Origin of the sequence: Lentzea rhizosphaerae (assembly GCF_042649515.1) — a bacterium.
Classification (GTDB): Bacteria; Actinomycetota; Actinomycetes; order Mycobacteriales; family Pseudonocardiaceae; genus Lentzea; species Lentzea aerocolonigenes.
This window is the reverse complement of the sequence record NZ_JBHRZI010000015.1, coordinates 613,102-634,651: the sequence shown is the minus strand read 5'-3', so window position 1 is coordinate 634,651 and position 21,550 is coordinate 613,102. Positions and strand designations below refer to the sequence as shown.

Annotated in this window: 27 protein-coding genes; 17 read left to right on the top strand and 10 right to left on the bottom strand. The window is 68.5% G+C overall.

Features of this window, described 5'->3' with window-relative positions:
• From ACFOWZ_RS20050 to ACFOWZ_RS20040, 3 genes are read right to left on the bottom strand one after another with little or no spacing between them, the layout of a single operon-like run.
• Window positions 1–1,464 (bottom strand): 1,4-alpha-glucan branching protein domain-containing protein, encoded by a 1,464-nt coding sequence (locus ACFOWZ_RS20050; RefSeq protein ID WP_382374560.1) that lies wholly within the window; start codon window positions 1,462–1,464, stop codon window positions 1–3.
• Entirely contained in the window at window positions 1,461–2,189 is a 729-nt protein-coding gene (locus ACFOWZ_RS20045) for a class I SAM-dependent methyltransferase (RefSeq protein WP_382374558.1), read from the bottom strand. Before ACFOWZ_RS20045 ends, ACFOWZ_RS20050 begins: the two co-directional genes overlap by 4 nt.
• Window positions 2,190–2,198: 9 nt before the next feature.
• A complete protein-coding gene (locus ACFOWZ_RS20040; RefSeq protein WP_382374556.1) occupies window positions 2,199–2,546 on the bottom strand; it encodes a hypothetical protein in 348 nt (115 codons plus the stop codon).
• 115 nt (window positions 2,547–2,661) lie between these two features.
• Here ACFOWZ_RS20040 and ACFOWZ_RS20035 point away from each other — a divergent pair, with 115 nt between their 5' ends.
• Window positions 2,662–3,330, top strand: a complete 669-nt coding sequence (locus tag ACFOWZ_RS20035) for a TetR/AcrR family transcriptional regulator (RefSeq protein ID WP_382374554.1) — start codon at window positions 2,662–2,664, stop codon at window positions 3,328–3,330.
• On the opposite strand, the gene ACFOWZ_RS20030 is transcribed toward ACFOWZ_RS20035, so the two are convergent.
• Both ACFOWZ_RS20030 and ACFOWZ_RS20025 read right to left on the bottom strand, forming a co-directional pair.
• Window positions 3,331–4,173, bottom strand: a complete 843-nt coding sequence (locus ACFOWZ_RS20030) for a DegV family protein (RefSeq protein WP_382374552.1) — start codon at window positions 4,171–4,173, stop codon at window positions 3,331–3,333.
• A 336-nt stretch (window positions 4,174–4,509) separates the two neighbouring features.
• Window positions 4,510–4,761 carry a hypothetical protein gene (locus ACFOWZ_RS20025; RefSeq protein WP_382374550.1) on the bottom strand — a complete coding sequence of 84 codons (252 nt, stop codon included), beginning with the start codon at window positions 4,759–4,761 and terminating at the stop codon, window positions 4,510–4,512.
• A gap of 3 nt (window positions 4,762–4,764) precedes the next feature.
• On the opposite strand from ACFOWZ_RS20025, the gene ACFOWZ_RS20020 reads away from it, so the two are divergent.
• From ACFOWZ_RS20020 to ACFOWZ_RS20005, 4 genes are all read left to right on the top strand, one after another.
• Window positions 4,765–5,439: a hypothetical protein gene (locus tag ACFOWZ_RS20020; protein ID WP_382374548.1), complete on the top strand. Its 675-nt coding sequence runs from the start codon at window positions 4,765–4,767 to the stop codon at window positions 5,437–5,439.
• Window positions 5,436–5,993: a hypothetical protein gene (locus ACFOWZ_RS20015; protein WP_382374546.1), complete on the top strand. Its 558-nt coding sequence runs from the start codon at window positions 5,436–5,438 to the stop codon at window positions 5,991–5,993. The genes ACFOWZ_RS20020 and ACFOWZ_RS20015 overlap by 4 nt, the downstream gene beginning before the upstream one ends.
• Window positions 5,994–6,003: 10 nt before the next feature.
• A complete protein-coding gene (locus ACFOWZ_RS20010) occupies window positions 6,004–6,558 on the top strand; it encodes a hypothetical protein (RefSeq protein WP_382374544.1) in 555 nt (184 codons plus the stop codon).
• A 71-nt stretch (window positions 6,559–6,629) separates the two neighbouring features.
• A complete protein-coding gene (locus ACFOWZ_RS20005) occupies window positions 6,630–7,433 on the top strand; it encodes an isocitrate lyase/PEP mutase family protein (protein WP_382374542.1) in 804 nt (267 codons plus the stop codon).
• Here the strand turns inward: ACFOWZ_RS20005 and ACFOWZ_RS20000 are convergent.
• Together ACFOWZ_RS20000 and ACFOWZ_RS19995 are read right to left on the bottom strand one after the other, a co-directional pair.
• Window positions 7,430–7,579 (bottom strand): hypothetical protein, encoded by a 150-nt coding sequence (locus tag ACFOWZ_RS20000; RefSeq protein ID WP_382374540.1) that lies wholly within the window; start codon window positions 7,577–7,579, stop codon window positions 7,430–7,432. The genes ACFOWZ_RS20005 and ACFOWZ_RS20000 overlap by 4 nt on opposite strands.
• Window positions 7,580–7,647: 68 nt before the next feature.
• On the bottom strand, window positions 7,648–8,490 hold the full coding sequence (locus tag ACFOWZ_RS19995) for a DegV family protein (protein WP_382374538.1): 843 nt from the start codon (window positions 8,488–8,490) through the stop codon (window positions 7,648–7,650).
• Window positions 8,491–8,706: 216 nt separating this feature from the next.
• On the opposite strand from ACFOWZ_RS19995, the gene ACFOWZ_RS19990 reads away from it, so the two are divergent.
• The 9 genes from ACFOWZ_RS19990 to mnmA all read left to right on the top strand — a co-directional run bounded on the left by ACFOWZ_RS19990 (window position 8,707) and on the right by mnmA (window position 17,297).
• Window positions 8,707–9,489: an electron transfer flavoprotein subunit beta/FixA family protein gene (locus ACFOWZ_RS19990; protein ID WP_030467843.1), complete on the top strand. Its 783-nt coding sequence runs from the start codon at window positions 8,707–8,709 to the stop codon at window positions 9,487–9,489.
• A gap of 13 nt (window positions 9,490–9,502) precedes the next feature.
• On the top strand, window positions 9,503–10,456 hold the full coding sequence (locus tag ACFOWZ_RS19985; protein ID WP_382374536.1) for an electron transfer flavoprotein subunit alpha/FixB family protein: 954 nt from the start codon (window positions 9,503–9,505) through the stop codon (window positions 10,454–10,456).
• Window positions 10,457–10,710: 254 nt separating this feature from the next.
• The gene (locus tag ACFOWZ_RS19980; protein WP_382374534.1) at window positions 10,711–11,235 is read left to right on the top strand and encodes a hypothetical protein; all 525 of its coding nucleotides are present in this window, start codon (window positions 10,711–10,713) and stop codon (window positions 11,233–11,235) included.
• Between the two features lie 243 nt (window positions 11,236–11,478).
• Complete coding sequence (locus tag ACFOWZ_RS19975; protein ID WP_382374532.1) at window positions 11,479–12,048, top strand: hypothetical protein; 570 nt, start codon at window positions 11,479–11,481, stop codon at window positions 12,046–12,048.
• A 70-nt stretch (window positions 12,049–12,118) separates the two neighbouring features.
• On the top strand, window positions 12,119–12,892 hold the full coding sequence (locus tag ACFOWZ_RS19970; RefSeq protein ID WP_382374530.1) for a GNAT family N-acetyltransferase: 774 nt from the start codon (window positions 12,119–12,121) through the stop codon (window positions 12,890–12,892).
• The gene (locus ACFOWZ_RS19965) at window positions 12,889–13,761 is read left to right on the top strand and encodes a lysophospholipid acyltransferase family protein (RefSeq protein ID WP_382374528.1); all 873 of its coding nucleotides are present in this window, start codon (window positions 12,889–12,891) and stop codon (window positions 13,759–13,761) included. The genes ACFOWZ_RS19970 and ACFOWZ_RS19965 overlap by 4 nt, the downstream gene beginning before the upstream one ends.
• Complete coding sequence (locus ACFOWZ_RS19960) at window positions 13,718–15,061, top strand: MFS transporter (protein ID WP_382374526.1); 1,344 nt, start codon at window positions 13,718–13,720, stop codon at window positions 15,059–15,061. The genes ACFOWZ_RS19965 and ACFOWZ_RS19960 overlap by 44 nt, the downstream gene beginning before the upstream one ends.
• Window positions 15,061–16,230 carry a cysteine desulfurase family protein gene (locus ACFOWZ_RS19955; protein ID WP_382374524.1) on the top strand — a complete coding sequence of 390 codons (1,170 nt, stop codon included), beginning with the start codon at window positions 15,061–15,063 and terminating at the stop codon, window positions 16,228–16,230. The genes ACFOWZ_RS19960 and ACFOWZ_RS19955 overlap by 1 nt, the downstream gene beginning before the upstream one ends.
• Entirely contained in the window at window positions 16,227–17,297 is a 1,071-nt protein-coding gene (mnmA, locus tag ACFOWZ_RS19950) for a tRNA 2-thiouridine(34) synthase MnmA (RefSeq protein WP_382374522.1), read from the top strand. Before ACFOWZ_RS19955 ends, mnmA begins: the two co-directional genes overlap by 4 nt.
• A 256-nt stretch (window positions 17,298–17,553) precedes the next feature.
• Here the strand turns inward: mnmA and ACFOWZ_RS19945 are convergent, their stop codons facing one another.
• On the bottom strand, window positions 17,554–18,405 hold the full coding sequence (locus ACFOWZ_RS19945) for a serine/threonine dehydratase (RefSeq protein ID WP_382374520.1): 852 nt from the start codon (window positions 18,403–18,405) through the stop codon (window positions 17,554–17,556).
• Window positions 18,402–18,905, bottom strand: a complete 504-nt coding sequence (locus ACFOWZ_RS19940; RefSeq protein ID WP_382374518.1) for a DUF6584 family protein — start codon at window positions 18,903–18,905, stop codon at window positions 18,402–18,404. Before ACFOWZ_RS19940 ends, ACFOWZ_RS19945 begins: the two co-directional genes overlap by 4 nt.
• 36 nt (window positions 18,906–18,941) lie before the next feature.
• Here ACFOWZ_RS19940 and ACFOWZ_RS19935 point away from each other — a divergent pair, with 36 nt between their 5' ends.
• A complete protein-coding gene (locus ACFOWZ_RS19935) occupies window positions 18,942–20,084 on the top strand; it encodes a hypothetical protein (RefSeq protein ID WP_382374516.1) in 1,143 nt (380 codons plus the stop codon).
• Window positions 20,081–20,518, top strand: a complete 438-nt coding sequence (locus tag ACFOWZ_RS19930; protein ID WP_382374514.1) for a hypothetical protein — start codon at window positions 20,081–20,083, stop codon at window positions 20,516–20,518. The genes ACFOWZ_RS19935 and ACFOWZ_RS19930 overlap by 4 nt, the downstream gene beginning before the upstream one ends.
• On the opposite strand, the gene paaI is transcribed toward ACFOWZ_RS19930, so the two are convergent.
• Complete coding sequence (paaI, locus tag ACFOWZ_RS19925; RefSeq protein ID WP_382374512.1) at window positions 20,451–20,843, bottom strand: hydroxyphenylacetyl-CoA thioesterase PaaI; 393 nt, start codon at window positions 20,841–20,843, stop codon at window positions 20,451–20,453. The two genes, ACFOWZ_RS19930 and paaI, sit on opposite strands and share 68 nt — an antisense overlap.
• 318 nt (window positions 20,844–21,161) lie before the next feature.
• On the opposite strand from paaI, the gene ACFOWZ_RS19920 reads away from it, so the two are divergent.
• Window positions 21,162–21,329 (top strand): hypothetical protein, encoded by a 168-nt coding sequence (locus tag ACFOWZ_RS19920; protein ID WP_382374510.1) that lies wholly within the window; start codon window positions 21,162–21,164, stop codon window positions 21,327–21,329.
• Window positions 21,330–21,550: the final 221 nt, after the last annotated feature.

The following is a 21,550-nucleotide window of genomic DNA, read 5'->3' as shown; positions in this document are numbered from 1 at the left end:
TTACCTCATTCCTCGCGCGTCCAGATGCCCGAACGGGCCGTCCGCCGCGCGGAGTTCCGCCGCTCTCGCACGTCCACGACCGCTCCGCGTCAACGCCGCGAGCTCGCTGAAGCGATCGCTGTGAATCTTCGCGCGGTAGCGGGCGTAGTCGGCGGCCGAGTCCTTCGTGACCATGAAGGCCCAGTCGCTCGACAACGCCAGCAGCGCCTCGCGCACCGCCTGGTCCAGCACCGGATCCCGCACCTCGGAAGAGAAGTCCAGGCCCAGCAGTTCCCGTTGCACCGACTCGTTGAGCGACACGATGTCCGACACCTGCGCGCCGTCCCACACCCGCCAGTCCTTGCCGCTGCCCCACGACGACGCCGGCAGCTCGACCGGCGCACCCACGTGTCCGGCCTCGACCGCGCCCCGCAACGTCGTCACGCGCACGCCCGCTTCCGGCAGCGCGCGCAGCACGGCCTCCAGCCACAACGGACCTTCGTGCCACCAGTGCCCGTAGAGCTCGGTGTCGTACGCCGCGACGACCAGTCCGCCGTCGATCGCCCGCAACCGCCGCACGACGGTCTCGACGAAGTCCTCGACGTGCCGATCGATGGCCTCGCGTGCCAGCAGAGGGTCGTAGGGCCGCTTGTCCTCCGGCGCCACGTGCTTGCCGGTCACCCGCGACGGCTTCAGGCCCGTGGGGTGGTCGTAGGTGTGAAAATCCCGGTACGCGGCATCGCCCGGATAGCCGACCTTCGGCGACCAGACCCGGTACGAGACCTCGAGATCACGCCCGAACGCCAGCACGTCCGACGATCCGACGGGATGTGCCGACGAGGTGTCGCCGTGCAGCGCGGGCCCGTCGACCATGAACCGCCGCACGCCCGCCGCCGCGTACCCCGCCTCCATGCCGGGCGAGTAACCGCACTCCGGCGCCCAGATCCCTTCCGGCGCACGGCCGATGCGCAACGCGGTGTCGTCCAGGCCGGTCCGCAGTGCGAACGACCGCACTTTCGGGTCCAGCAACGGCTGGAAGGGGTGTGTCGCCGGCCCGCCGAGCAGCTCGATCGTCGAAGAGTCCACAAGGGACCGGAGCACGGGCGAGAACCCGTGGCGCCACTGGGTTTCGAACTTCTCCAACGCCCAGGACGACGCGCGGTGCTCGTACGTGGACAGCTCCGGCAGCCGTTCTCCCGCGTAGTGCGAGCGCAGGTGCCAGTTGCCGAGCCAGTCGTGCATGCCGCGTAAGCAGTACGGGTCGTCCAGCTGTGCCGCCAGGATCGGCGTGACACCCAGCGTCAGGACGTCCGAGCGGCCCTCGTCCGCGAACCGGCGCAGCATGTCCACGACGGGCAGGTACGAGTGGGCCCACGCCTGGTAGAGCCACTCCTCGCCGACCGGCCACGCGCCGTGGTGCGCGAGCCAGGGCAGATGGCTGTGCAGGACCAGGCAGAACGTTCCTTCTGTTTTCTGTCGGGTCACGCGCGCACCGCCACGGCCACGAGGTCGAGGCTGGTGTCCATGTCCTCGGGCGTGATGTCGAAGTCCTCCACCGTCACCGACTCGACAGCCTCCTTCAGCTCGGCCGGCCACGGCGCACCGGACAGGGCGACTTCGACCTGTGCGTCGATGATCTGTCCGTTGAGGAGAGAGTCAAGCCTCTTTCCGTGACGCAGCCCCGTCAGTTCGTCAACCCGGAAACCAGCCTCGCGCAGCATCTCGTCCAGTTCGGACGGTGCGAGCTCCCTGGTGTGGAACGGGTTCAGCGGGGTGTCCTGACCGGGGGAGAACGTCAGTCTGTTCGGGGTGGTCACGATGAGCGTCCCGCCGGGACGCAGCACCCTGTGGCACTCCGCCAGGAACCCCTCCTGGTCCCACAGGTGCTCGATGACCTGCAGGTTCGCCACGACGTCGACGCTGCCGTCGCGCAACGGCAGCGTCGCGAGGTTGCCGCGCAGCACGTTCAGCTGCGGGTACGCGCGGGCGACGTGCTGCGAGGTGAGCTCGTCGTAGTCGAGCGCGACCACCCGCCGCGCGACCGTGCGGATCAGCTGGGCGCCGTAGCCCTCGCCGCAGCCCGCCTCCAGCACGACGGCGTCCGCGCAGTGGCCGATGAGGTGCAGGTATGCGGCCTCGTGGCGGCGGAACCAGTAGTTCTCCTCGGCGATGCCGGGCACCGTGCGTTCGCCGGTCAGGGGGAGGGTCACGCGGCCAGGTTACTTGCCAGTAGAGCGCCTGCGAACTACCTGGTGCGCGATGGCTGCCGCGATTGAGGTTCCGGCGAGCAACGCGGTCGTCGCCGGGTTCATGTACTTCGACAGGCTCGGCGCCTCGCTCGGCCCGGCGAGCCACATCGTCAGCGGGGTGGCGCAGGCCAGCGCGAGGGCTCCCGCCCACCAGCGCAGTGCTGTCGAACGGCGGTCGCGCAGGCTCGCGACGAGCACGACGGCGATCGGAATGCCGGAGAGCAGGCCGAACTCGCCGATCACCACGACCGGAACGGCCCAGGCCGCGACCAGGGTCGACGTCGACGGAGTAGCGGAAGTGCGGATGTTGACAGACATGGTCTCCCCTTCGTTACGGGCGGTCGCTGTAGTTATAGCCTCTAACTACTGTGATAGGTTGAAGCTAGGCTGACGCGCCTGTGAGTGTCAATAGCGAATGTGAGAGGGTCTAACCATGGCGGAGTCGGTGCAGAAGCCGCGCGAGCGCTATCGGGCTCAGGTGCGCGATGAGGTCAAGCGGCACGCGTGGGCGCAGATCGCCGGAGCAGGGGTGACAACGTTGTCGCTCAACGCCATCGCCAAGGAGATGGGCATGAGCGGGCCGGCCCTCTACCGGTACTACTCCGGTCGCGACGAGCTGATCACCGAACTCATCCGGGACGCCTACCGCAGCCTCGCCGACACCGTTCGCGCCGCGTTCGAGGCCGGCACCACCGTGGTGGCGCTCGCCGCGGTGATCAGGAAGTGGGCTCTGAGCGACCCGCACCGGTACCTGCTGATCTACGGCACGCCGGTGCCCGGCTACCACGCGCCCGACGAGATCACCGCGATCTCGAACGAGATCCTGGCGGTGCTGCTGGAGGTGTGCGCGGATCCGTCGGACCAGCCGAAGACGCCGTTCGACGTGCTGCTCAGCACGAACCGCGAATGGGCGAGCGCTCTCCCCGCGTCGTCGCCGACCGTGCACCGCGCACTGTCGTTCTGGACGCGTCTGCAGGGCGTGCTCTCCCTGGAGCTCGCCGGTCACTTCGGGCCGATGGGCTTCGACCCCGGACTGCTCCTCGCGGAGGAAGTCGCAGAGTTGTCTTCTGGGTTGTCTTCTGGGTTGTCTTCAGGTCTGTGATCAGAACGGCGAGATCGTCACGGCCAGCGCGCCCGGCCCCACGTTCGCGCCGATCGCCGCGCTGACCTGCGTCAGGACGATGTCGCGCGCGTGCGGGATCCGCTTCTGCAGCAGCTGGAGGAGCTGGTGGCCCTCCTTCTCCGCGGCGAAGTGCTCCACCGCGAGGTCCACGTCGCGCCCGTACGCCAGGGCCGCGGCCTTGTCGACGAGCTTCGCCAGCGCGCGCTCGCGGCCCACGACCTTGTCGAACGGCTCCACCTCGCCGTTCACCACGGTGAGCAGCGGCTTCACCGAGAGCGCGTCGCCGAAGAGCTTCGCAGCCGCGCTGACCCTGCCCGCCTGACGCAGGTACTGCAGCGTGTCGACGTAGATCAGCACGTGGGCGTCGCGCCCGCGCTGCTCGGCGACGCTGCGCGCGTGCTGGACGTTGCCGCCGGTCTGCACGATCCGCGCCGCCGCGAGCGCGGCGAACCCGAGCGTCATGCCCGAAGAGTGCGAGTCGACGATGAACACCGGCACGCGCGACTTGGCCGCTGCCACCTTCGCCGCGTCCGTCGCGGGGGAGAGTTTCGGCGTCACGTGCACCGACACGATCGTCTCCGCGCCCTTGGCCCACGCGTCCTGGTAGGCCCAGAAGAACGCGTCCGGGGCCGGCGGCTGGGTGGTGATCGGGATCTGCGCCTCCATCGCCTGCAGCAGGCGGTCCGTCGGCACGTAGGCCTCGTCGATCAGCTCGGACCCGATCTTCAGCTGCATCGGCACCGTGATGATGTTGAACCGCTCCGCCAGACGGGTCGGGAGTGACGCGGTCGAGTCGGTGACGACGGCTACTCGTGAGGGCACGAACGAGAAGGTTAACCAAGGGTGATCGAAGTAGCCACGACCGATCGATGGCAATTCGTGTGATCTACGCCTGGATGGTTGCATTCCGTACACGGCGAACGCGCGGAGTGATCCCCTCGGAAAGGCGTCCTACTTGACACAATCGGGTGACTGCCCGTTGTTTGGAGTTGATCTTAAACTGCCTTGTTTGTGCAGGAAAGGGACGTTATTCCACGTGTTACAGGTACCCGTTCCGTCCACTGTCGACGCTGGTTGGCGGTACCGGCCGTGGGTAAGCTCGCACAATCTTCAGCCTGGTTGAGTGAGTAGGTGACCATGGGTGCAAAAGAGCAGGAACTAGTTCCGCTGCACGCCGCTTTCGACGTTGTGTACCGAGGTTTTCATCGACGTCAGGTCATCGAGCACATCGAGAATCTCGAGGAGCAGCTGCGCTTCACGAGTCTCGACCGGGCCGAAGCTCTGGCGCAGGCGGCCGATTTGCGCAAGCTCCTGGAAATGACGCGTCAGGACCTCGAGGAGGCGCGCGCCAGGATCGAACGCCTGGAACAGACCTCCGGCTCGCACGCCAGCGCCACCGAACGGATGCACCGCATGCTCCGCCTCGCCGAGGACGAGACCGCGGAGATGCACCTGCAGGCCGAGCGCGAGTGCAACGACCTCCGCGCCCGCACCGACGTCGAGCTGGCCGCGTTGCGCGCCGAGGCCGAGCGCGAGGCGGCCGCGATGCGGTCCGAGGCCGAGTCCGAGCTCTACGCGTCCCGTCAGGACTGCGCCTCCCGTGCTGCCGCGATGGAGCGCCGTGAGATCGAGATGGAGCGCCGCTGCGCCGATCTCGAAGCCCAGCACCGCCAGCGCGCCGACGAGGTCGAGCGCGAGTGCACCGAGGCGGTCGCGCAGGCCCAGGCCGACGCCGACATGCTGCTGCGCGAGACGGCCCTGCAGTGCAACTCGCTGGAGGCCGACTCCGAACGCAAGCGCGAGAAGGCCCAGCAGTTCTTCGAGCTCACCATGACGCGCCGCCGCAACGAGGCCGCGCAGCACCTCCAGGAACAGGAGGCGCTCGCGAAGGCCCGCGCGGAGTTCGTGGTGAAGGTGGCGTGCCGCGAGGCGAACCGCCGCCTGGCCGAGGTCGCCGAACGGACCGACGAGCTGCACGAGCTCCGTCGCGTCGTCCACTCGCAGCTGTCCGCAGCCCGCGCGGCCCTGTCGGTGGCCGCCGACCGCGTCGCGCCGGTGCACATCCCGGAACAGGTGGCCGCGTCGTGAAGCGCTGGGTTCCGCTGGTCGTCGGCGCGCTGATGGTGCCCGCGTCGGTGACGGCGTTCGGGTTCTCCGTGTACGGCGAGGAACTGGAGACGGCGCTCTCGTCGTCTCCCGCCGTGCCGGCCGTGCGCAGCGGCCCGGTGCAGATCTGGGACTCCCTGCCACCGCAGCGGATGCAGCCGCCCGCACCTGTGCTGGTGCCGGCGGCCACCGCGCAGCAGAACGTGCGCGACCTGTTCACGTCGCACGCCGTCAAGGGCATCACGTTCGCGCCGGGCACCGCGTCCCTCGTGGGCCGCGGCGAGGACGTGCGCCGGAGCCTGGCCAGCGTGCTGCGCAACGTCTCCGGCGGCGCCGTGACCCTGGTCTCCCACGCGTGGAACGGTGAGACGGCCTCGCACCGCTGTGACGTGCTCGCGATGGAGCGCGCCGGCCTGGTGCGGGACTACCTGGCCGCGCAAGGGGTGGAGAGCGTCATCACCACTCGGGTGATCGTGGACCCCGTCTGGGGCCCGCCCTCGGACTTCGGACCTCAGGTCGACGTCCTCGTCAGCTAGGAGCCTTCGCATGGCAGGGGCCGTCGGAATCGTCTTCGGTTTGTGCGTGCTGTCCTTCACGTTGGGGGCGGCCCTCATGTACGTGGTGCTGAGACGCCGCGAAGACGCCGCATCGCCTTCTCCTTCGGACGCGCCGGTAGAGCGGACGTGGGTGGAGAAGCCCGCGCTCGTGGAACCGGTGGAGGACGACTACGACTCGCGCCCGATCCACCGCAACCCGGTGGTGGGGCTGCCGCAGCTGGAGCCGGCGCTTTCGGTGCTGGCGGTGCCGGTCGCGGAGCCGGAGCCCGTGGCTGAGGTAGAGCCGGTGGCCGAGCCGGAGCCCGAGGCGGTCGAGGTCGAACCGGAGGCCGTTGAGGTCGAGAGCGAACCGGAGCCTGTTGAGGCGGAGGTTGCCGAGGTCGAGGAATCCGAACCGGAGCCTGACGTCGTCGTGGAGGCGACGCTGCCTCCTCCCGCCGAGCCTCAGCCGGTCGAACACACGACGTGGGTGGAGCGCGAGGACTTCCGGCAGCGCTACCTGCGCACGTTCGAAGAGGTTCGCCGCAAGGCCGGCAGCAACTAGTGTCCGAAAGTCTTCGGTTCCCGTCCGAAACTCGCCGGACTTTCACCGCCACGTGCTGATATCACTCGATCATGACTTCTGCCGCTGACCGCACCGCGCTCTTCCACGCCCTCCACCAGCCCGGCCCGCTCGCCCTCCCCAACGCCTGGGACGTCGCCTCCGCCCTCATCGCCGAGGCCGCCGGTGCCAAGGCCGTCGCCACCACCAGTGCCGGCGTGGCGTGGACCCTCGGCGCGGCCGACGGCAACAAGGTCGACCGCGACCTCGTCATCGATCTCGTCGCCAGGATCGCCAAGGCGGTCGAGGTTCCGGTGACGGCGGACATCGAGTCGGGCTTCGGCGACACAGCCGAAGAGGTCGGCGCGACCGCCAAGGCCGTCACCGAGGCGGGGGCGTCCGGGGTCAACATCGAGGACGGGCTCGGCGGCGTGCTGCGGGACGTCCAGGAGCAGAAGGAACGGCTGCAAGCGGCACGTGAGGCCGCGCCGGACCTGTACATCAACGCTCGGATCGACGTGTACCTGCGCGGCATCGGCGAGCCCGAGAACCGCCTCAAGCACACCCTCGACCGTGCCGAGGCCTTCCTCGAGGCGGGGGCCAGCGGCATCTTCGTGCCGGGCGTGACCGACCTCGAGATCGTCACCGAGCTGGCCAAGGGCATCAACGCGCCGCTCAACGTTCTGGTGGGGCCGGGCGCGCCCGCCGTCGACGAGTTGGCGAAGGCGGGCGTCGCGCGGGTGAGTCTCGGGTCAGCGGTCGCCGAGGCTGCCTACGCCGTCGCAAAAAAGGCAGCCGAAGAACTGTTGACCAGCGGCACGTACGGCAGTGTCGAGGGTGGCATCGAGTACGGCGAACTCAACGCCCTGTTCAACTAGTGCTTCCTGCCGCGGAGCTTGCGCAGCAGCTGCTCGGCCTGCGCACGCTTGCGCGGGTCCTGAGCCATCTGCCGCGCCTTGGCTTGGAGCTTGTGGCCCTGCGGGCTGCGCAGGAACCTGGTGATCTTGTCCATGAACGAGGCCATCTGAGGTCCCTCCAGGTGTCCGTTACGTCCAGTTCAACGGACGCAACAGCACCCGGAGTTCCCGAAGATCAGACCGGCGAAACCGTGATGCCCAGCGCACCGGGGCCCACGTGGGCGCCGATCGCCGAGCTGACCTGCGTCAACATGAACTGGCGGACGTTGGGCACGCCCTTGCGGAGCTTGCGCAGCAGCCGGGTGGCCTTCTCCTCCGCGTCGAAGTGCTCGACGGCGACGTCGACGGGGTCGTTGCCCGCGCGCTTGATCGCGATGTCCAGCATCCGGTTGAGCGCGCGGTCGGCGCCGATCACCTTGTCCAGCGGGGTGATCTGGCCGTCGGCCATGGTCAGCAGGGGCTTCATCGACAGGACGCCGCCGACCAGCGCCGCCGCGGCACCGATGCGGCCGCCGCGCCGCAGGTACTCGAGGGTGTCGACGTAGATCAGCTCGGTGGATCTGTCGAACCGGCGCTGGGCGGTCGCGAGCACTCTCTCGAGGTTGCCGCCCGCCTCGGCCACCTTCGCGGCGGCTTGCACTGCGTAGCCGATGCTCATCCCGCAGGTCTGGGTGTCGATGACGTGTACCGGCACGCGGACCTGGGCGGCGGCGGTGCGGGCCGCTTCCACGGTCGCGGACTGTCGGCTCGACACGTGGATCGACACGATCGAACGGACGCCCTGTGCGGCCAGCTCGTTGTACGTCCAGAAGAACGCCCCGGGATCGGGCGGGATCGTCGCCACGGGCACGTTGGCACGCATGGCGGAAACCAGCTCGGGGACCGGGATGCGGGACTCGTCGTCGGTGTGGTCGCCGATCCGGACCTGGATCTGGACCACTTCGATGCCGAGTTGATCAGTCAGCTGCGCCGGGAGACAGGCCGTGGAGTCGGTCACGATTGCAACTCGCCGGTACATGTCGGCGCAGCCTAGTCGCCCGAATGGGTTACGTCTCAAAAGGTGTCGTCAACGGGTGACAACTGTCACGCTAGCGGGGTGCTTGCTGCCGTTTGCAGGGGTGCTACTGGCGGGTAACATCCGGGTGATGGCAGGGTCGTGAACACCCGGCGGCGCAGTCCCTAGAGTCCTCCGCGCAAGCGTCGCCGCCCGTCCGCAGGAGGTCGAAGAGGACCTATGAACATTGTTGTCCTGGTCAAGCAGGTGCCTGACACCTGGTCCGAGCGCAAGCTCACCGACGCCGACCACACCCTTGACCGCGAGTCCGCGGATGCCGTGCTCGACGAGATCAACGAGCGCGCCGTCGAAGAGGCCCTGCAGCTGCAGGAAGCCCACGGCGGTGAGGTGACCGTGATCGCCATGGGTCCCGACCGCGCCACCGACGCCATTCGCAAGGCGCTGTCCATGGGTGCCGACAAGGCGATCCACGTGAGCGACGAGGCGCTGCACGGTTCGGACGTGCTGGCCACGGCGAAGGTCCTGGCGAAGGCGATCGGCACGGTCGAGAACGTCGACCTGGTCATCGCGGGCAACGAGGCGACCGACGGCCGCGCGGGCGCTGTGCCGGCGATCCTCGCCGAGCTGCTCGGCCTGCCGCAGGTCACCCAGCTGCGCAAGGTCACCGTCGAGGGCACGACGATCAAGGGTGAGCGCGAGACCGACGAAGGCGTTGCGTTCCTCGAGGCGTCGCTGCCGGCCGTGGTCTCCGTGACCGAGAAGATCAACGAGCCGCGTTACCCGTCCTTCAAGGGCATCATGGCCGCGAAGAAGAAGCCCGTCTCCACCGTCACGGTGGCGGACCTGGGCATCGACGCGTCCGAGGTCGGCCTGTCCGGCGCGTACACCCAGGTGCTGGAGGCGGCCCCGAAGCCGCCGCGCAGCGCGGGTCAGCGCGTCGAGGACGGTGGCGACGGCGGATCCAAGATCGCCGAGTTCCTCGTCGGCCAGAAGCTCATCTGAGGGAGGGGAAGTCATGTCTGAAGTTCTGGTTCTGGTCGACCACGTCGACGGCGAGGTCAAGAAGGTCAGCTACGAGCTGCTGACGGCAGCGCGCCGCCTCGGCACGCCGTCCGCGGTGGTCGTGGGTGCGCCCGGCACCGCGTCGAAGATCCGCGAGTCGCTCGGCAAGTTCGGCGCCGCGAAGGTCTACGCCGTCGAGTCCGACGACGCCGTCAACTTCCTCACCACCCCGAAGGTCGACGCCCTGGCCGCGCTCGCCCCGAACGCGTCCGCGGTGCTCGTCTCCGCGACCGTCGAGGGCAAGGAGGTCGCGGGCCGGCTCGCCGTGCGCATCGACTCCGGCTGGCTGGTCGACGTCGTGGACGTCGAGGCCGACGGCACCGGCGTGCAGTCCGTCTTCGGTGGCGCGTTCGTCGTCAAGGCGAAGGTCAGCAAGGGCACCCCGGTCATCACCGTCCGCCCCGGCGGCGTCGAGGCCGAGGAGTCCCCCGCGGACGCCGTGCTGGACGAGTCGGTCTCCATCTCGGTGGACACCGCCAAGGCCGCGAAGGTCACCAGCCGCGAGGCCGTCGTCGGTGGCGACCGCCCGGAGCTGACCGAGGCCTCGGTCGTCGTCTCCGGTGGTCGTGGCGTCGGCTCGGCGGAGAAGTTCTCCGTCGTCGAGGAGCTCGCCGACTCGCTCGGTGCCGCCGTCGGTGCCTCGCGCGCCGCGGTCGACTCCGGCTACTACCCGCACCAGTTCCAGGTCGGCCAGACCGGTAAGACGGTCTCGCCGCAGCTGTACGTGGCGCTGGGCATCTCCGGTGCCATCCAGCACCGTGCGGGCATGCAGACCTCGAAGACGATCGTCGCGGTCAACAAGGACCCCGAGGCGCCGATCTTCGAGATCGCCGACTTCGGTGTCGTGGGCGACCTGTTCAACGTCGCGCCGCAGCTGACCGGCGAGGTCAAGAAGCGCAAGGGCTGAACAAGGCCGTAGTTGTGAAAAGGGTGTCAGGATTCGGTCCTGACACCCTTTTTCGTTGCCGGAACTCGGGCCAGAGCAAGATCGATTCGACTGTTCGGCGGTACCTCTTGCCGTCGTGACCCGGAATTGTCGCATCTGCATTGTTGTGGGGGCGATGCTCACTGGGGTCAATTCTGGGGTGTCTTCCTCGCGCAATGCTTCATCCGCACCTGTTCGGTGCGCTACTGGGGAAAGACTGAGGGAGAACACACTCCATGGGGAACAGGAAGTCGTCGTTCATCGCGGCAGCCGTGCTGGCCGTGTCGGCACTGATCACGACCACCGGGGTCGCGTCGGCGGCCGAGGAGGCCGAGTCCGCGGCGCCGTCCGTCGTCGACAGCGCGCAGCCGGGCGAGCTGGAGATCACCGCGGTGTCCGACGGTGACGGTCTGAGCGCACAGGCCGTGATCACGTGCCGTGGCAACACGGACAACCCGCACAAGTCGCACACGGACTCACGCAGGGCGAACGTGCACGTCAACATCACGTGCACGTCGAGCGTCCCCAGGATCGCGGTGCGCGGTGCGATCTACCGCGACGGCAGGCTGGCCGGCACGTCCGCGCGCAACAGCGTGGCGACGGGTCGCAACAAGGCGACCAACCACGCCAACACGGCCTGCGTCAACAACCGCGTGTACGACAGCTGGGTCGGTGGCGAGATCACCTTCCCACCCGGCTACCGGCCGGCACGGGGCAAGATCAACGCATTCGGCCGCAGCGCCCGCATCACCAACTGCTGAGACGATGAGGGCATGACGACAAGTCCCGTTGGCGGCGCACCGAAGCCGGCACCGGCGGCGACAGCTCACGCTTCCGCGTGGGTTGTCGCCGGTGTCCGAAACTTCGACGGCACGGTCGGATCGATTGTGCCGTCGGTTTTCCCGGCCTACGCACGCGTGTTTCACCCCGCGTATCGCAGAATCGCGGAAAACGGTGTCGAACGGGTGCGGTGGAGCGAAATAGCAGAAGCGCACCAACGGGTCATGCATCCACTCGCGCAGTGGCGGCAGATCAATCCGCCGTTGCCGGGCGAAACGACGAATCCCGAAAAATGGGGCAGAGACCTCAGCAGCCTTCCCGCCCGCACGGGGGTGTGGGACGACGAACCGGTGCTGGGTGCGATGCCGACCTCCGTTGCCGCCCGCCTCGCCACGCTGCTGACCAGGCACACCGGTACTCCCGGCCGGTGCTGGCTGGCGGTCTGGGAGGGCTACGGAGACCTGGCCGGGCGCTGGACCGCCGGGCCTCGGTTCGACGTGCCCGACCGCGGTCTGCACCTGCTCGTGGGCCCGGTGGCGTCGGCTGCGTTCCCGCTGGCCGACGAACGCTGGCCGGTCGCGGAACCCGATCGCCAGCTGCACCCGAACCTGTGGTGGCCCGCGGACCACGCGTGGTGTGTCGCCACGGACGTCGACATGATGACCACCTACGTGGGCGGCAGTGCCGGAACCGTCGCCGCCGTGCTGGCCGACACCGGGCTCGAGGCGCATCCCGTCACGGCCGACGACGCCGTCACGTGGGACTCGGACACGATCAACCGCACCACGGGTTAACCCGACTGCCACTGAGGCGTCATCGTTCTGACCTGCTGTCATTCGCCTGCCCGGCTTCACCCTGGTTCGCATGACGCAGCCGCAACTGCTTGTCAGCACCCCCGCCCAGCAGGGCGAGGACACCCCTCACTACTCCCTCCTCGTCGCCCGTGACAGCGAAGAAGTCGTGGCCGCGCAGAAGCTGCGCTACGAGGTGTTCGCCGGCGAGATGGGCGCGACGCTGCACACCGCGGTGCCCGGTCACGACGTCGACGAGTTCGACGAGCACTGCGACCACCTCGTGGTCCGCGACGACCGCACCGGCCAGATCGTCGGCGGCTACCGGATGCTGCCGCCCGAGCGCGCGCGGGAAGCCGGGCGGCTCTACAGCGACGGCGAGTTCGACCTCTCGAACCTCGACGGCATCCGCCACACCACGGTCGAGACCGGACGTTCTTGCGTGCACCCCGACCACCGCAACGGTGCCGTCGTCAGCCTCGTCTGGGCGGGCATCGCGCGGTACATGCTGCTGAGCGGCCACAAGTGGCTCGTCGGGTGCGCCTCGATCCCGTTGCAGGACGGCGGCAGCCTCGCGGCCGGTGTGTGGGACGCGGTGCACGCCAAGCACTACGCGCCCGAGCAGTACCGCGTCACGCCGCACCACCCGTGGGACGTCGACGCGATCGCGCGGCCTGCGAAGACCGTGATGCCGCCGCTGCTCAAGGGCTACCTGCGGCTCGGCGCCAAGATCTGCGGACGGCCCGCGCTCGACGCCGACTTCGGGGTCGCGGACCTCTTCATCCTGCTCGGCATGGACCACGTCGACCAGCGCTACCTCAAGTTCTTCCTGGGGGAGACGGCATGAGTCACGCCTGGATGCCCTCTTCGCCGTGTGGTGACGGCTGTGTCGGCGGCACGGTGGAAGAGGTCGGCAAGATCAGACAGATCTGGCGGGTGGTCACGGCGGTCACCGCGCTCCTGTGCGGCGCGGCGATCGCGGTCGCGCTGCTGTTGCCGGGCAAGCAGCGGGAGAACGCGATCCGGCTCTGGTTCCACGCCGTGCTCAGGGCGTTCGGCGTCAGGCTGGAGATCCACGGCGCCAGGAAGTTCCAGGAGGTGCCCCGACGCGGCGTGCTCGTCGCGAGCAACCACGTGTCGTGGCTCGACGAGCTCGCGATCGACTCGGTGCAGCCGATCAAGCTCGTGGCCAAGAAGGACATCAGGAGCTGGCCCGTCCTCGGCCCCGTCATCACCGCGGCGGGCACGGTCTACCTGGACCGCGAGAACCTGCGCGAGCTGCCGCGGACCGTCGACGAGCTGGCGGCGACGCTGCGCGGCGGCAGTGCGGTCGGCATCCACGCCGAGGGCACGACGTGGTGCGGGCTCGCGTCCGGGCACTACAAGCCCGCGCTGTTCCAGGCCGCGCTCGACGCCGGTGTGCCGGTGCGGCCGATCGTGCTGCGGTACCGGATCGGCGGCCACGTCACGACGCACCCAGCGTTCGTGGGCAGCGACACGCTCGTCGACTCGATCAAGCGCGTGCTCAGGGTCAAGGGCCTGGTCGTCGAGGTCCACGTGCTCGACGAGATCGCTCCCGGCCGTGCCGCGACGCGTCGGGAGCTCGCGAAACTTGCCGAAGAGCAATCAATCCGCTTGACCTCGACCGAACTGGAGATAGCACCATCTACGGGTGACTCTCACCGCCCCCGCTCCATCACGCCTCTGGTCGCCTGACCGCCGCTGGCCCACGACGGGCATCCTGCTGCTGGTGACGCTGTTCGCCTTCGAGGCGATGGGCGTCGGCACGGCGATGCCCACCATGGTCCGCGAGCTGAAGGGCGAGGCGCTGTACGCGTGGCCGTTCCTCGCGAACCTCGCGGCGAGTGTCATCGCGACTGTCTTCTCCGGGCGGCTGTCCGACCGGCGTGGGCCGAAGCTCCCGATCCTGATCGGCGTGGTGCTGTTCCTCGTCGGACTGGTCGTCGCGGGCGTGGCCGGAACCATGACCGTCCTGCTCGTCGGCCGCGTGCTGCAGGGTTTCGGTGTCGGGTTCCTGATCGTCGCGATCTACGTGCTGATCGCCCGCGCCTATCCCGAGAGCGACAGGCCCGCGGTGTTCGGCGCGCTGTCCGCGGCGTGGGTGGTGCCGTCGCTGGTGGGCCCGGCGGTCGCGGGCTGGGCGACCGAGCACCTGACCTGGCGGCTGGTGTTCATCGGGATCATCCCGCTGGTGCTGATCGGCATCGTGCTGCTCGTGCCCGTGCTCAAGGGCCTGCCTCCGCACGACGCGACGCCGCCGCAACGCAAGTACCTCCCGCTCGCCGCAGTGGCGGCCGGGCTCGGTGTGGCGAGCCTGAGCTGGGCGTTGCAGCACCGCACGTGGTGGCTGCTCGCGGTGGCGCTGGTGTTGCTGGCACCGGCGCTGCGGATCCTGTTGCCGAAGGGCACTCTGCTCGCCCGGCGAGGCCTGCCGGTGACGATCCTCGCGCGCGGCCTGCTGGCGGGCACGTTCTTCGCGGTCGAGAGCTTCGTCCCGCTCACGCTGACCGTCGTGCACGGCTACTCGCCCCTCGCGGCGGGCATTCCGCTCACGCTGAGCGCGCTCGGCTGGGCCGGTGCGTCGATGTGGGCGTCGCGGCACCCGAAGATCGAGCGTCACACCCTGGTGCGGACCGGCTTCCTGTTCACCGCGGCCGGCATGGCGGCCGTGACGTTCATCGCACCGTCGTGGGGTCCTGCCTGGCTGACGCCGGTCCTGTGGGGCATCGCGGGCGCCGGCATGGGCATGGCGACCTCCAGCGTCGGCGTGCTGATGATGGCCGCGTCGCCCGAGGAGGACCGCGGGTTCAACTCCGCGGCGCTGCAGATCTCGGACATGCTCTTCTGCGCGACCATGATCGGACTCGGCGGCGTGGTGGTCGTGGCCACCGCACCGACCGCGGGCGTGGTGGTGCTGAACCTCTCGATGGCGGCGTTGGCGGTGGTGGGAGCGGTTCTGACCGGGCCACGCATGCGGGCTACCCTTGAGTCCTGATGGCTTATCTCGACCACGCTGCCACGACCCCCATGCACCCGGAGGCGGTCGCGGCGATGACCGAGGCGTTGTCCACCACGGGCAACGCCTCGTCGCTGCACACCTCCGGCAGGCGGGCGCGGCGTGCGATCGAGGAGGCCCGCGAGAACATCGCCGACGCCCTGGGCGCCCGGCCGTCCGAGGTGCTCTTCACCGGCGGCGGCACGGAGAGCGACAACCTCGCGGTCAAGGGCGTCTACTGGGCCCGTGAGCGGCGCCGGGTGCTCGCGTCCGCCGTCGAGCACCACGCCGTGCTGGACGCCGTCGAGTGGCTGGAGCAGCAGGGCGCGGACGTCACGTGGCTGCCGACCGACCGCTTCGGCCGGGTGTCCGCGGAGGCCGTCGCCGACGCCCTGGACGACGACGTCGCGCTCGTCACGACGATGTGGGCGAACAACGAGGTCGGCACCATCAACCCCGTGCACGACATTGCACGCGTGTGTCGTGAGCGCGGCGTGCCGTTCCACACGGACGCCGTGCAGGCCGTGGGCGCGGTACCGGTCGACTTCGCTGCTTCGGGCGCGTCCGCGTTGACCATGACGGGCCACAAGGTCGGCGGCCCGTACGGCGTCGGTGTGCTGCTGCTGGCGCGTGACGTGAAGTGCACGCCGTTGCTGCACGGCGGCGGCCAGGAGCGGGACGTGCGGTCCGGCACCCTGGACGTGCCGTCGATCGTCGGCCTGGCCCGCGCGGTGCGGATCGCGGTGGAGGAGCAGGAGGCTCGTGCGGCCGAACTCGTCGCGCTGCGCGAGGAGCTGATCGCCTCGGTGCGCGCGGTGGTGCCGGACGTGATCGTGAACGGCGACCCGGTGGACAGGTTGCCCGGCAACGCGCACCTGACGTTCCCCGGCTGCGAGGGCGACAGCCTGCTGATGCTGCTGGACGCGCGCGGGGTCGAGTGCTCGACAGGGTCCGCGTGCACGGCCGGCGTCGCGCAGCCGTCGCACGTGTTGCTGGCGATGGGCGTGGAACCGTCGCTGGCTCGTGGATCTTTGAGGTTCTCGCTCGGGCATACGTCGACCCGCGCGGACGTTGAGAAGTTGGCGACCGTGATCGGCCCGGTGGTCGAGCGCGCGCGTACGGCAGGACTGGCAGGCATGAGACGTTCCCGGAAGGTGGTCAAGCAGTGAAGGTCCTCGCGGCGATGAGCGGTGGTGTCGACTCCGCGGTGGCGGCGGCACGCGCCGTCGAAGCGGGACACGACGTGACGGGCGTGCACCTGGCGTTGTCGGCCAAGCCGGGGACGCTGCGGACCGGCGCCCGTGGGTGCTGCACGATCGAGGACGCGCACGACGCTCGTCGTGCTGCCGACCTGATGGGGATTCCGTTCTACGTCTGGGACTTCGCTGAGCGGTTCACCGAAGAGGTCGTCGAGGACTTCGTCGCTGAGTACGCGGCTGGGCGGACGCCTAACCCCTGCTTGCGGTGCAATGAGCGGATCAAGTTCGAGGCGTTGCTGGACAAGGCGATCGCGTTGGGGTTTGACGCGGTTTGCACGGGGCACTACGCGCGGCTTGAGGTTGTGGATGGGCGACCGGAGTTGCGGCGGGCGGTGGACATCGGGAAGGACCAGTCGTACGTGCTGGCTTCGTTGACGTCCGAGCAGCTGTCGCATGCCATGTTCCCGTTGGGGGACACGGTGAAGGACGACGTTCGGGTTGAGGCTGCTTCGCGTGGGCTGTCGGTGGCCAAGAAGCCGGACTCGCACGACATCTGCTTCATTCCGGATGGGGATACGCAGAAGTTCTTGGCCGGGCGGATGGAGACTCGGCCTGGGTTGCTCATCGATGATGAGACCGGGGCGGTGCTTGGGCGGCACGCTGGGGTGCATGAGTTCACTGTGGGGCAGCGCAAGGGGCTTGGGATTGACGGGCCTGCTCCTGATGGGCGGCCTCGGTATGTGCTGGCGTTGGAGCCGGTGTCTGGGAACGTTCGGGTTGGGTCGGTCGAGAAGCTTGCTGTGACTGAGATTGTTGCTTCTTCTGCCGTTGCTCATGTCGAGTTCGACGGGCCTGTTGAGTGTGTGGCTCAGGTTCGGGCGCATGGGGGGACTGCGCCGGCTGTTGCCGAGCTCGTCGACGGAGGGTTGCGGGTTTCGCTGCGGGAGCCGTTGAAGGGTGTGGCTCCTGGGCAGGCTGTGGCTGTCTACCGGGACGATCTTGTGCTTGCCAGTGCGACGATTGACTCGACCCGGTAGGGGCGCGTCGGTCGTGCTGCGGCTAAATCGGTTGTTGTGCCTGGTTGTGCTGTCTAGCTTCGTGTCGTGACGTTCACGGACATTGCGTTCTACGACGGGCTTGTCGCTGAAGCACGTGTCGCGTTCCGGTGCTTCGTTGCGCAGCGGAGGTCGTTGCGGGGGATCAGGAACGTGCTTCGGCCCGGCGGTGACTCCCGCCGAGCCGAGCTGCCGATGTGGGCCGTGCCGTTGCACCGGAGGGTGCACCGGATGCGGGCTAGCGCGGTTGCCACTCCGAGTTCGCTCCGCACAGGATCACGGCGGGCAGCTCGCCCGGCACATCGCCCCTGAGGAAGCTCGCGAAGGCGGCGGCTCCGGCTGGTTCTACTGCCAGCCGGAAGTCTGCCCAGAGGCGGTCGCGTGCCGCGAGGATTTCCTCGTCGGACACCAGTGCGGACGTGATGTTGTGGCGTTGCAGGATTTCCAGCGGCACTGAGCCTGCCTGGGTGGCGCCGAGGGCGTCTGCGGCGATCGAGTTCACGGGTGAGTCGACGGGCTGTCCTGCCTTGAGGGCGTTGTGCATCGCGCAGCAGTTTTCTGGCTCTACGGCGATGACGTGGCGTCCGCCGGAGGCCAGTGCGGCTCCGGCGACCAGTCCTCCACCGCCCACAGCCACGATGATCGAGTCGACGTCGGGCGCGTCCTCGACGATCTCCCGGGTCACCGTGGACTGGCCGGCGATCACGTCGGGGTCGTTGTAGGCCTCGATGTAGGGGAGGCCGAAATCGCGGGCCGCTGTGGCGGCTTCGGCGTAGGTGGTGCCGTGGCGGATCAGTTTGGCGCCCAGGGCCTCGATGCGGGAGGTCTTGGTTTCTGGGGCCGTCACGGGGACGAAGACTGTGGCGTGGGCGCCCAGGAGTTGGGCGGCTTGGGCTACGGCTATGCCGTGGTTGCCGCCTGAGGCGGTTACCACCTCTGAGACGTTGAGGGAGAGCAGTTTGGTGACTGCGCCGCGGATTTTGAACGAGCCGGTCAGCTGGAGGTGCTCCAGTTTGAAGACCAGAGGGCGGCCGTCTGCGGTGGTGCGCATGATCGGGGTGCGGCGGACGTACTGCGACAACGTTCTCATGTGAACAGCTTCCACAAGAACTGGGCGAGAGTCACGATGCCCAGTAGGAAGCACACGACCACGAAGGTGCCGCCGACCATGACTATCAGGCAGGCGCCCCAGGACGTCTCCTCGTGTGGGGTGGCGTCCAGTTCTCGTTGGAGCTCGATTCGGGCTTCCAGGTAGAGGGAGGCCAGGCGGGTTCTTGCCGTTTCGGTGGGAGCCTCGTCCACCCGGCCCTGCCAGCTCAGGGCGACCAGTCTTGCCTCGGCTCGGCGGTAGGCGCGTTCGAAGGCCAGGGTTTCTTCCGGGTCGCGGTCGTCGGAGAGGTAGGTCCAGCGGCCCGCTTGGGCCGGCTGGCCCAGGATTCGGTAGACCTCGGCGAGGCGTTCGCGCAGATCCAGCCGGTGCGGGTAGGTGCCGACGAGTCCGGCGACGCGCTGACGTGCGCGAAGCACGTTTGCGAGGTCGCCTCGCCGCAACTCCTCGGCCGCTTTGTGGAGCGTCAGCTCTACCGGCATGAAGATTAGTTTCGCAGGTAGGGCTAGCTTTGACCCGTGTTTGGCCTATCGCTGCTGGTCTCCGGCCTCGCCTGGTGGCTGGGGCTGTACCTGCTCGCCCGTGATCCGCGCAAGCCGCTGTTGTGGTGGGCGGGCGTCGGGATGATCGGCTATTCGGCGGCGGTCGTCGTGCCGCATTCCGTGCTCATCGGGGTACCTGCGCTGGCCTGGACGGGTGCGGTGCTGTTGCTCTCCCGGCCGGAGTTGATCAAGTGGTGGGCTGTTGCGGTCGTACCGTTCTTCGTCGCATCGGTCTGGGTGCCGTGGATCGTGTTGATCCCTTTGGCCGTGTCGACAGTCCTAGCCATAAGGAAACGTGCTTACTTTTCACTCGTTGGAGTGATGTTCGGCCTGTCGGCGGGCGCGTTCCTGCTGGGGCTGTTGCCGGACGCGATCACGTTGCCGTCGCTCGGTTTCGACGTGGTGGTCTTCGGGATCCTGGTCGCGGTCACCGACGCCGTGGAGGAGGGGGAGGCGATCCGCGCCGACATGCTGCGGTCGCTGGTGATCTCCGGGTTCACGGCGGTGCTGTTCGGGTCGCAGGTGATCTTCTTCGGCGGGCCGGTGCTGCTGGTGTTCACGACCGTGGCGGCGGCGATCGCGGTGCAGGTGCTCGCGAACCCGCTCGCGGCCGTGGTCGACCGGCTCGCGGTGCCCGGGGTGGCTGCTGAACGGGCCGAGTTGCGGGAGGCGGCCGAGTCGTTGCCGAAGAGGCGGCCGTTGGTCACCGAGGACGAGGCCGAGTTCGCTCGGCTGACGCGCAAGGCGTTGAGTCACTACGGGGATCTCGGAAAGCTCGTCGCGAGCCCGTTGATCGCGCTCACCGACGACGCTCCGCCGCTGGACCGGGCCGCGCAGTTGAAAGGCATGTTGCTCACGAGCATTCAACGGCTCAAGCCCGCGGACGGCGATTTCGGCACGAGCGACGAATGGCGTTATTACAACGCCCTCTACTTCTACTACGTCAAAGGAATTCGTCCGTACTCGGTCAGGACCAAGCGCGAGGACCTCGACGCCGAGGACCGGCGCGCTCTGCAGTGGTTCGTGACACAGGTGCCCGAGCGAACCCTCCACAACTGGCAGAACGCCGCCGCGCGCCTGGTCGCGGTGGACCTGATGGCAGGAGTTGGCAGCGCTTGACGTGGTTCTGGCAGCGTCCGGAGGGCGATGGTCGGGCCATGTTGAAATTCGCCTTGAAACTCGACGGTGTCGCTTCGTTCGCGCTGGGTCTGCTGACCCTGCTGGTCCGCCCGGAAGTGGGTATGCCGCTCGGCTGGCAGATCGGCCTCGGCTCTTTCTGCGTGGTTTACGGGATGTTCGTGTTCGGTTTGGGCACCCGCGCCACTCCGGACCGCCGAATGGTGCTGCTGATCATCATCGGCAATCTGGTCTGGGGTCTCGACAGCATTCTCACGGCCGCGCTGAAGTGGTTCCCGCTCACCGGCGTCGGCGTCGCGCTGGTCCTCGCTCAGGGGCTCGCAGTGATCGGCTTCGCGGTGCTGCAGTTCATCGGTCTTCGCGCAGCGTCCGCGAGCGACCGCGGAACTCCGCAACGGTCTCGGGCCCTCGCCTGACCGCGATGTCGTAGATCCCGCTGCGGCCGAACCGGGTCCGTTCCACCGCCTCCGCCACCAGCTCGTCGCCCTCGTGCACGGGCCGGATGAAGTCGATCTCCGCCGTGGCGGCGACGGTGACGGACCCGGCCCTGTTGCAGGCGCAGGCGAACGCCGTGTCCGCCAGCAGGAAGACGTAACCGCCGTGCGCGATGCCGTGACCGTTGATCATCAGCTCGGTGACCGTCATCCGCAGCAACGCGTAGCCGTCGCGCAGCTCGACGGGCTCGATGCCCAGAGCGTTGGACGCCTTGTCGGCGGCGAGCATCTCGGCAGGACCATTCATTCGTGGCAGCGTAATCACTCTGGCGGTGGTGTCACGCCGAGTTGAGCGCCCCTTACTGTCCGGATGCCTTGATCGCTCAACGTCGGAGGTGGTCGTCATGGGTGGTTGTTCTTGCTGCAGCTCGTGCACGGGTCCGAGCTGCGGGTGCTGCGGCTCCTGCTAGAAGTTCCGGACGAATGAACGAAGGCCGGTGCGGGGACGGAAGAACCCGCGCCGGCCTTTGCTCTCGCAGGACGGGCTCAGCCGGCGCATTCCGCGTAGGCGTCGTCCACCGCTGCCTGTTGTCCGGGCTCGCAGGGCGACTCCGGGGTGAGGAAGGTGTCCGCGTTCTGCTGCAGACCCGCGTGCACCGCGTTGGTGATGCGGGTCGGGTTGCCGCTCGTCAGCGCGTCGTTGATCTGCTGGTTCCGGTCCGCGGTCGTGGTGCAGCTGATGAAGATCCCGGACGTGACCTGCTCTCCCCAGGCCCGTTTGGCGCGAACGTGACATTGGGGCCGATAGATGGCCAGAACGTGCTTTTCGCGCCAAACAGGTCAGCGCGGTCGTGCCCGCGGTGATCGTGTACTTGCCCTGGTAGCCGGAGCCCCAGGTGGAGTCCTGGCTGTAACACCGCGGGCTCGCCGGCGGTGGAAGCGGGAGCGATGGCGACGAGTCCGGCGGCGAAGAGGGCGAAGCGGGCCATCGGGTGGTCCTTCCGGCAGGGAAGG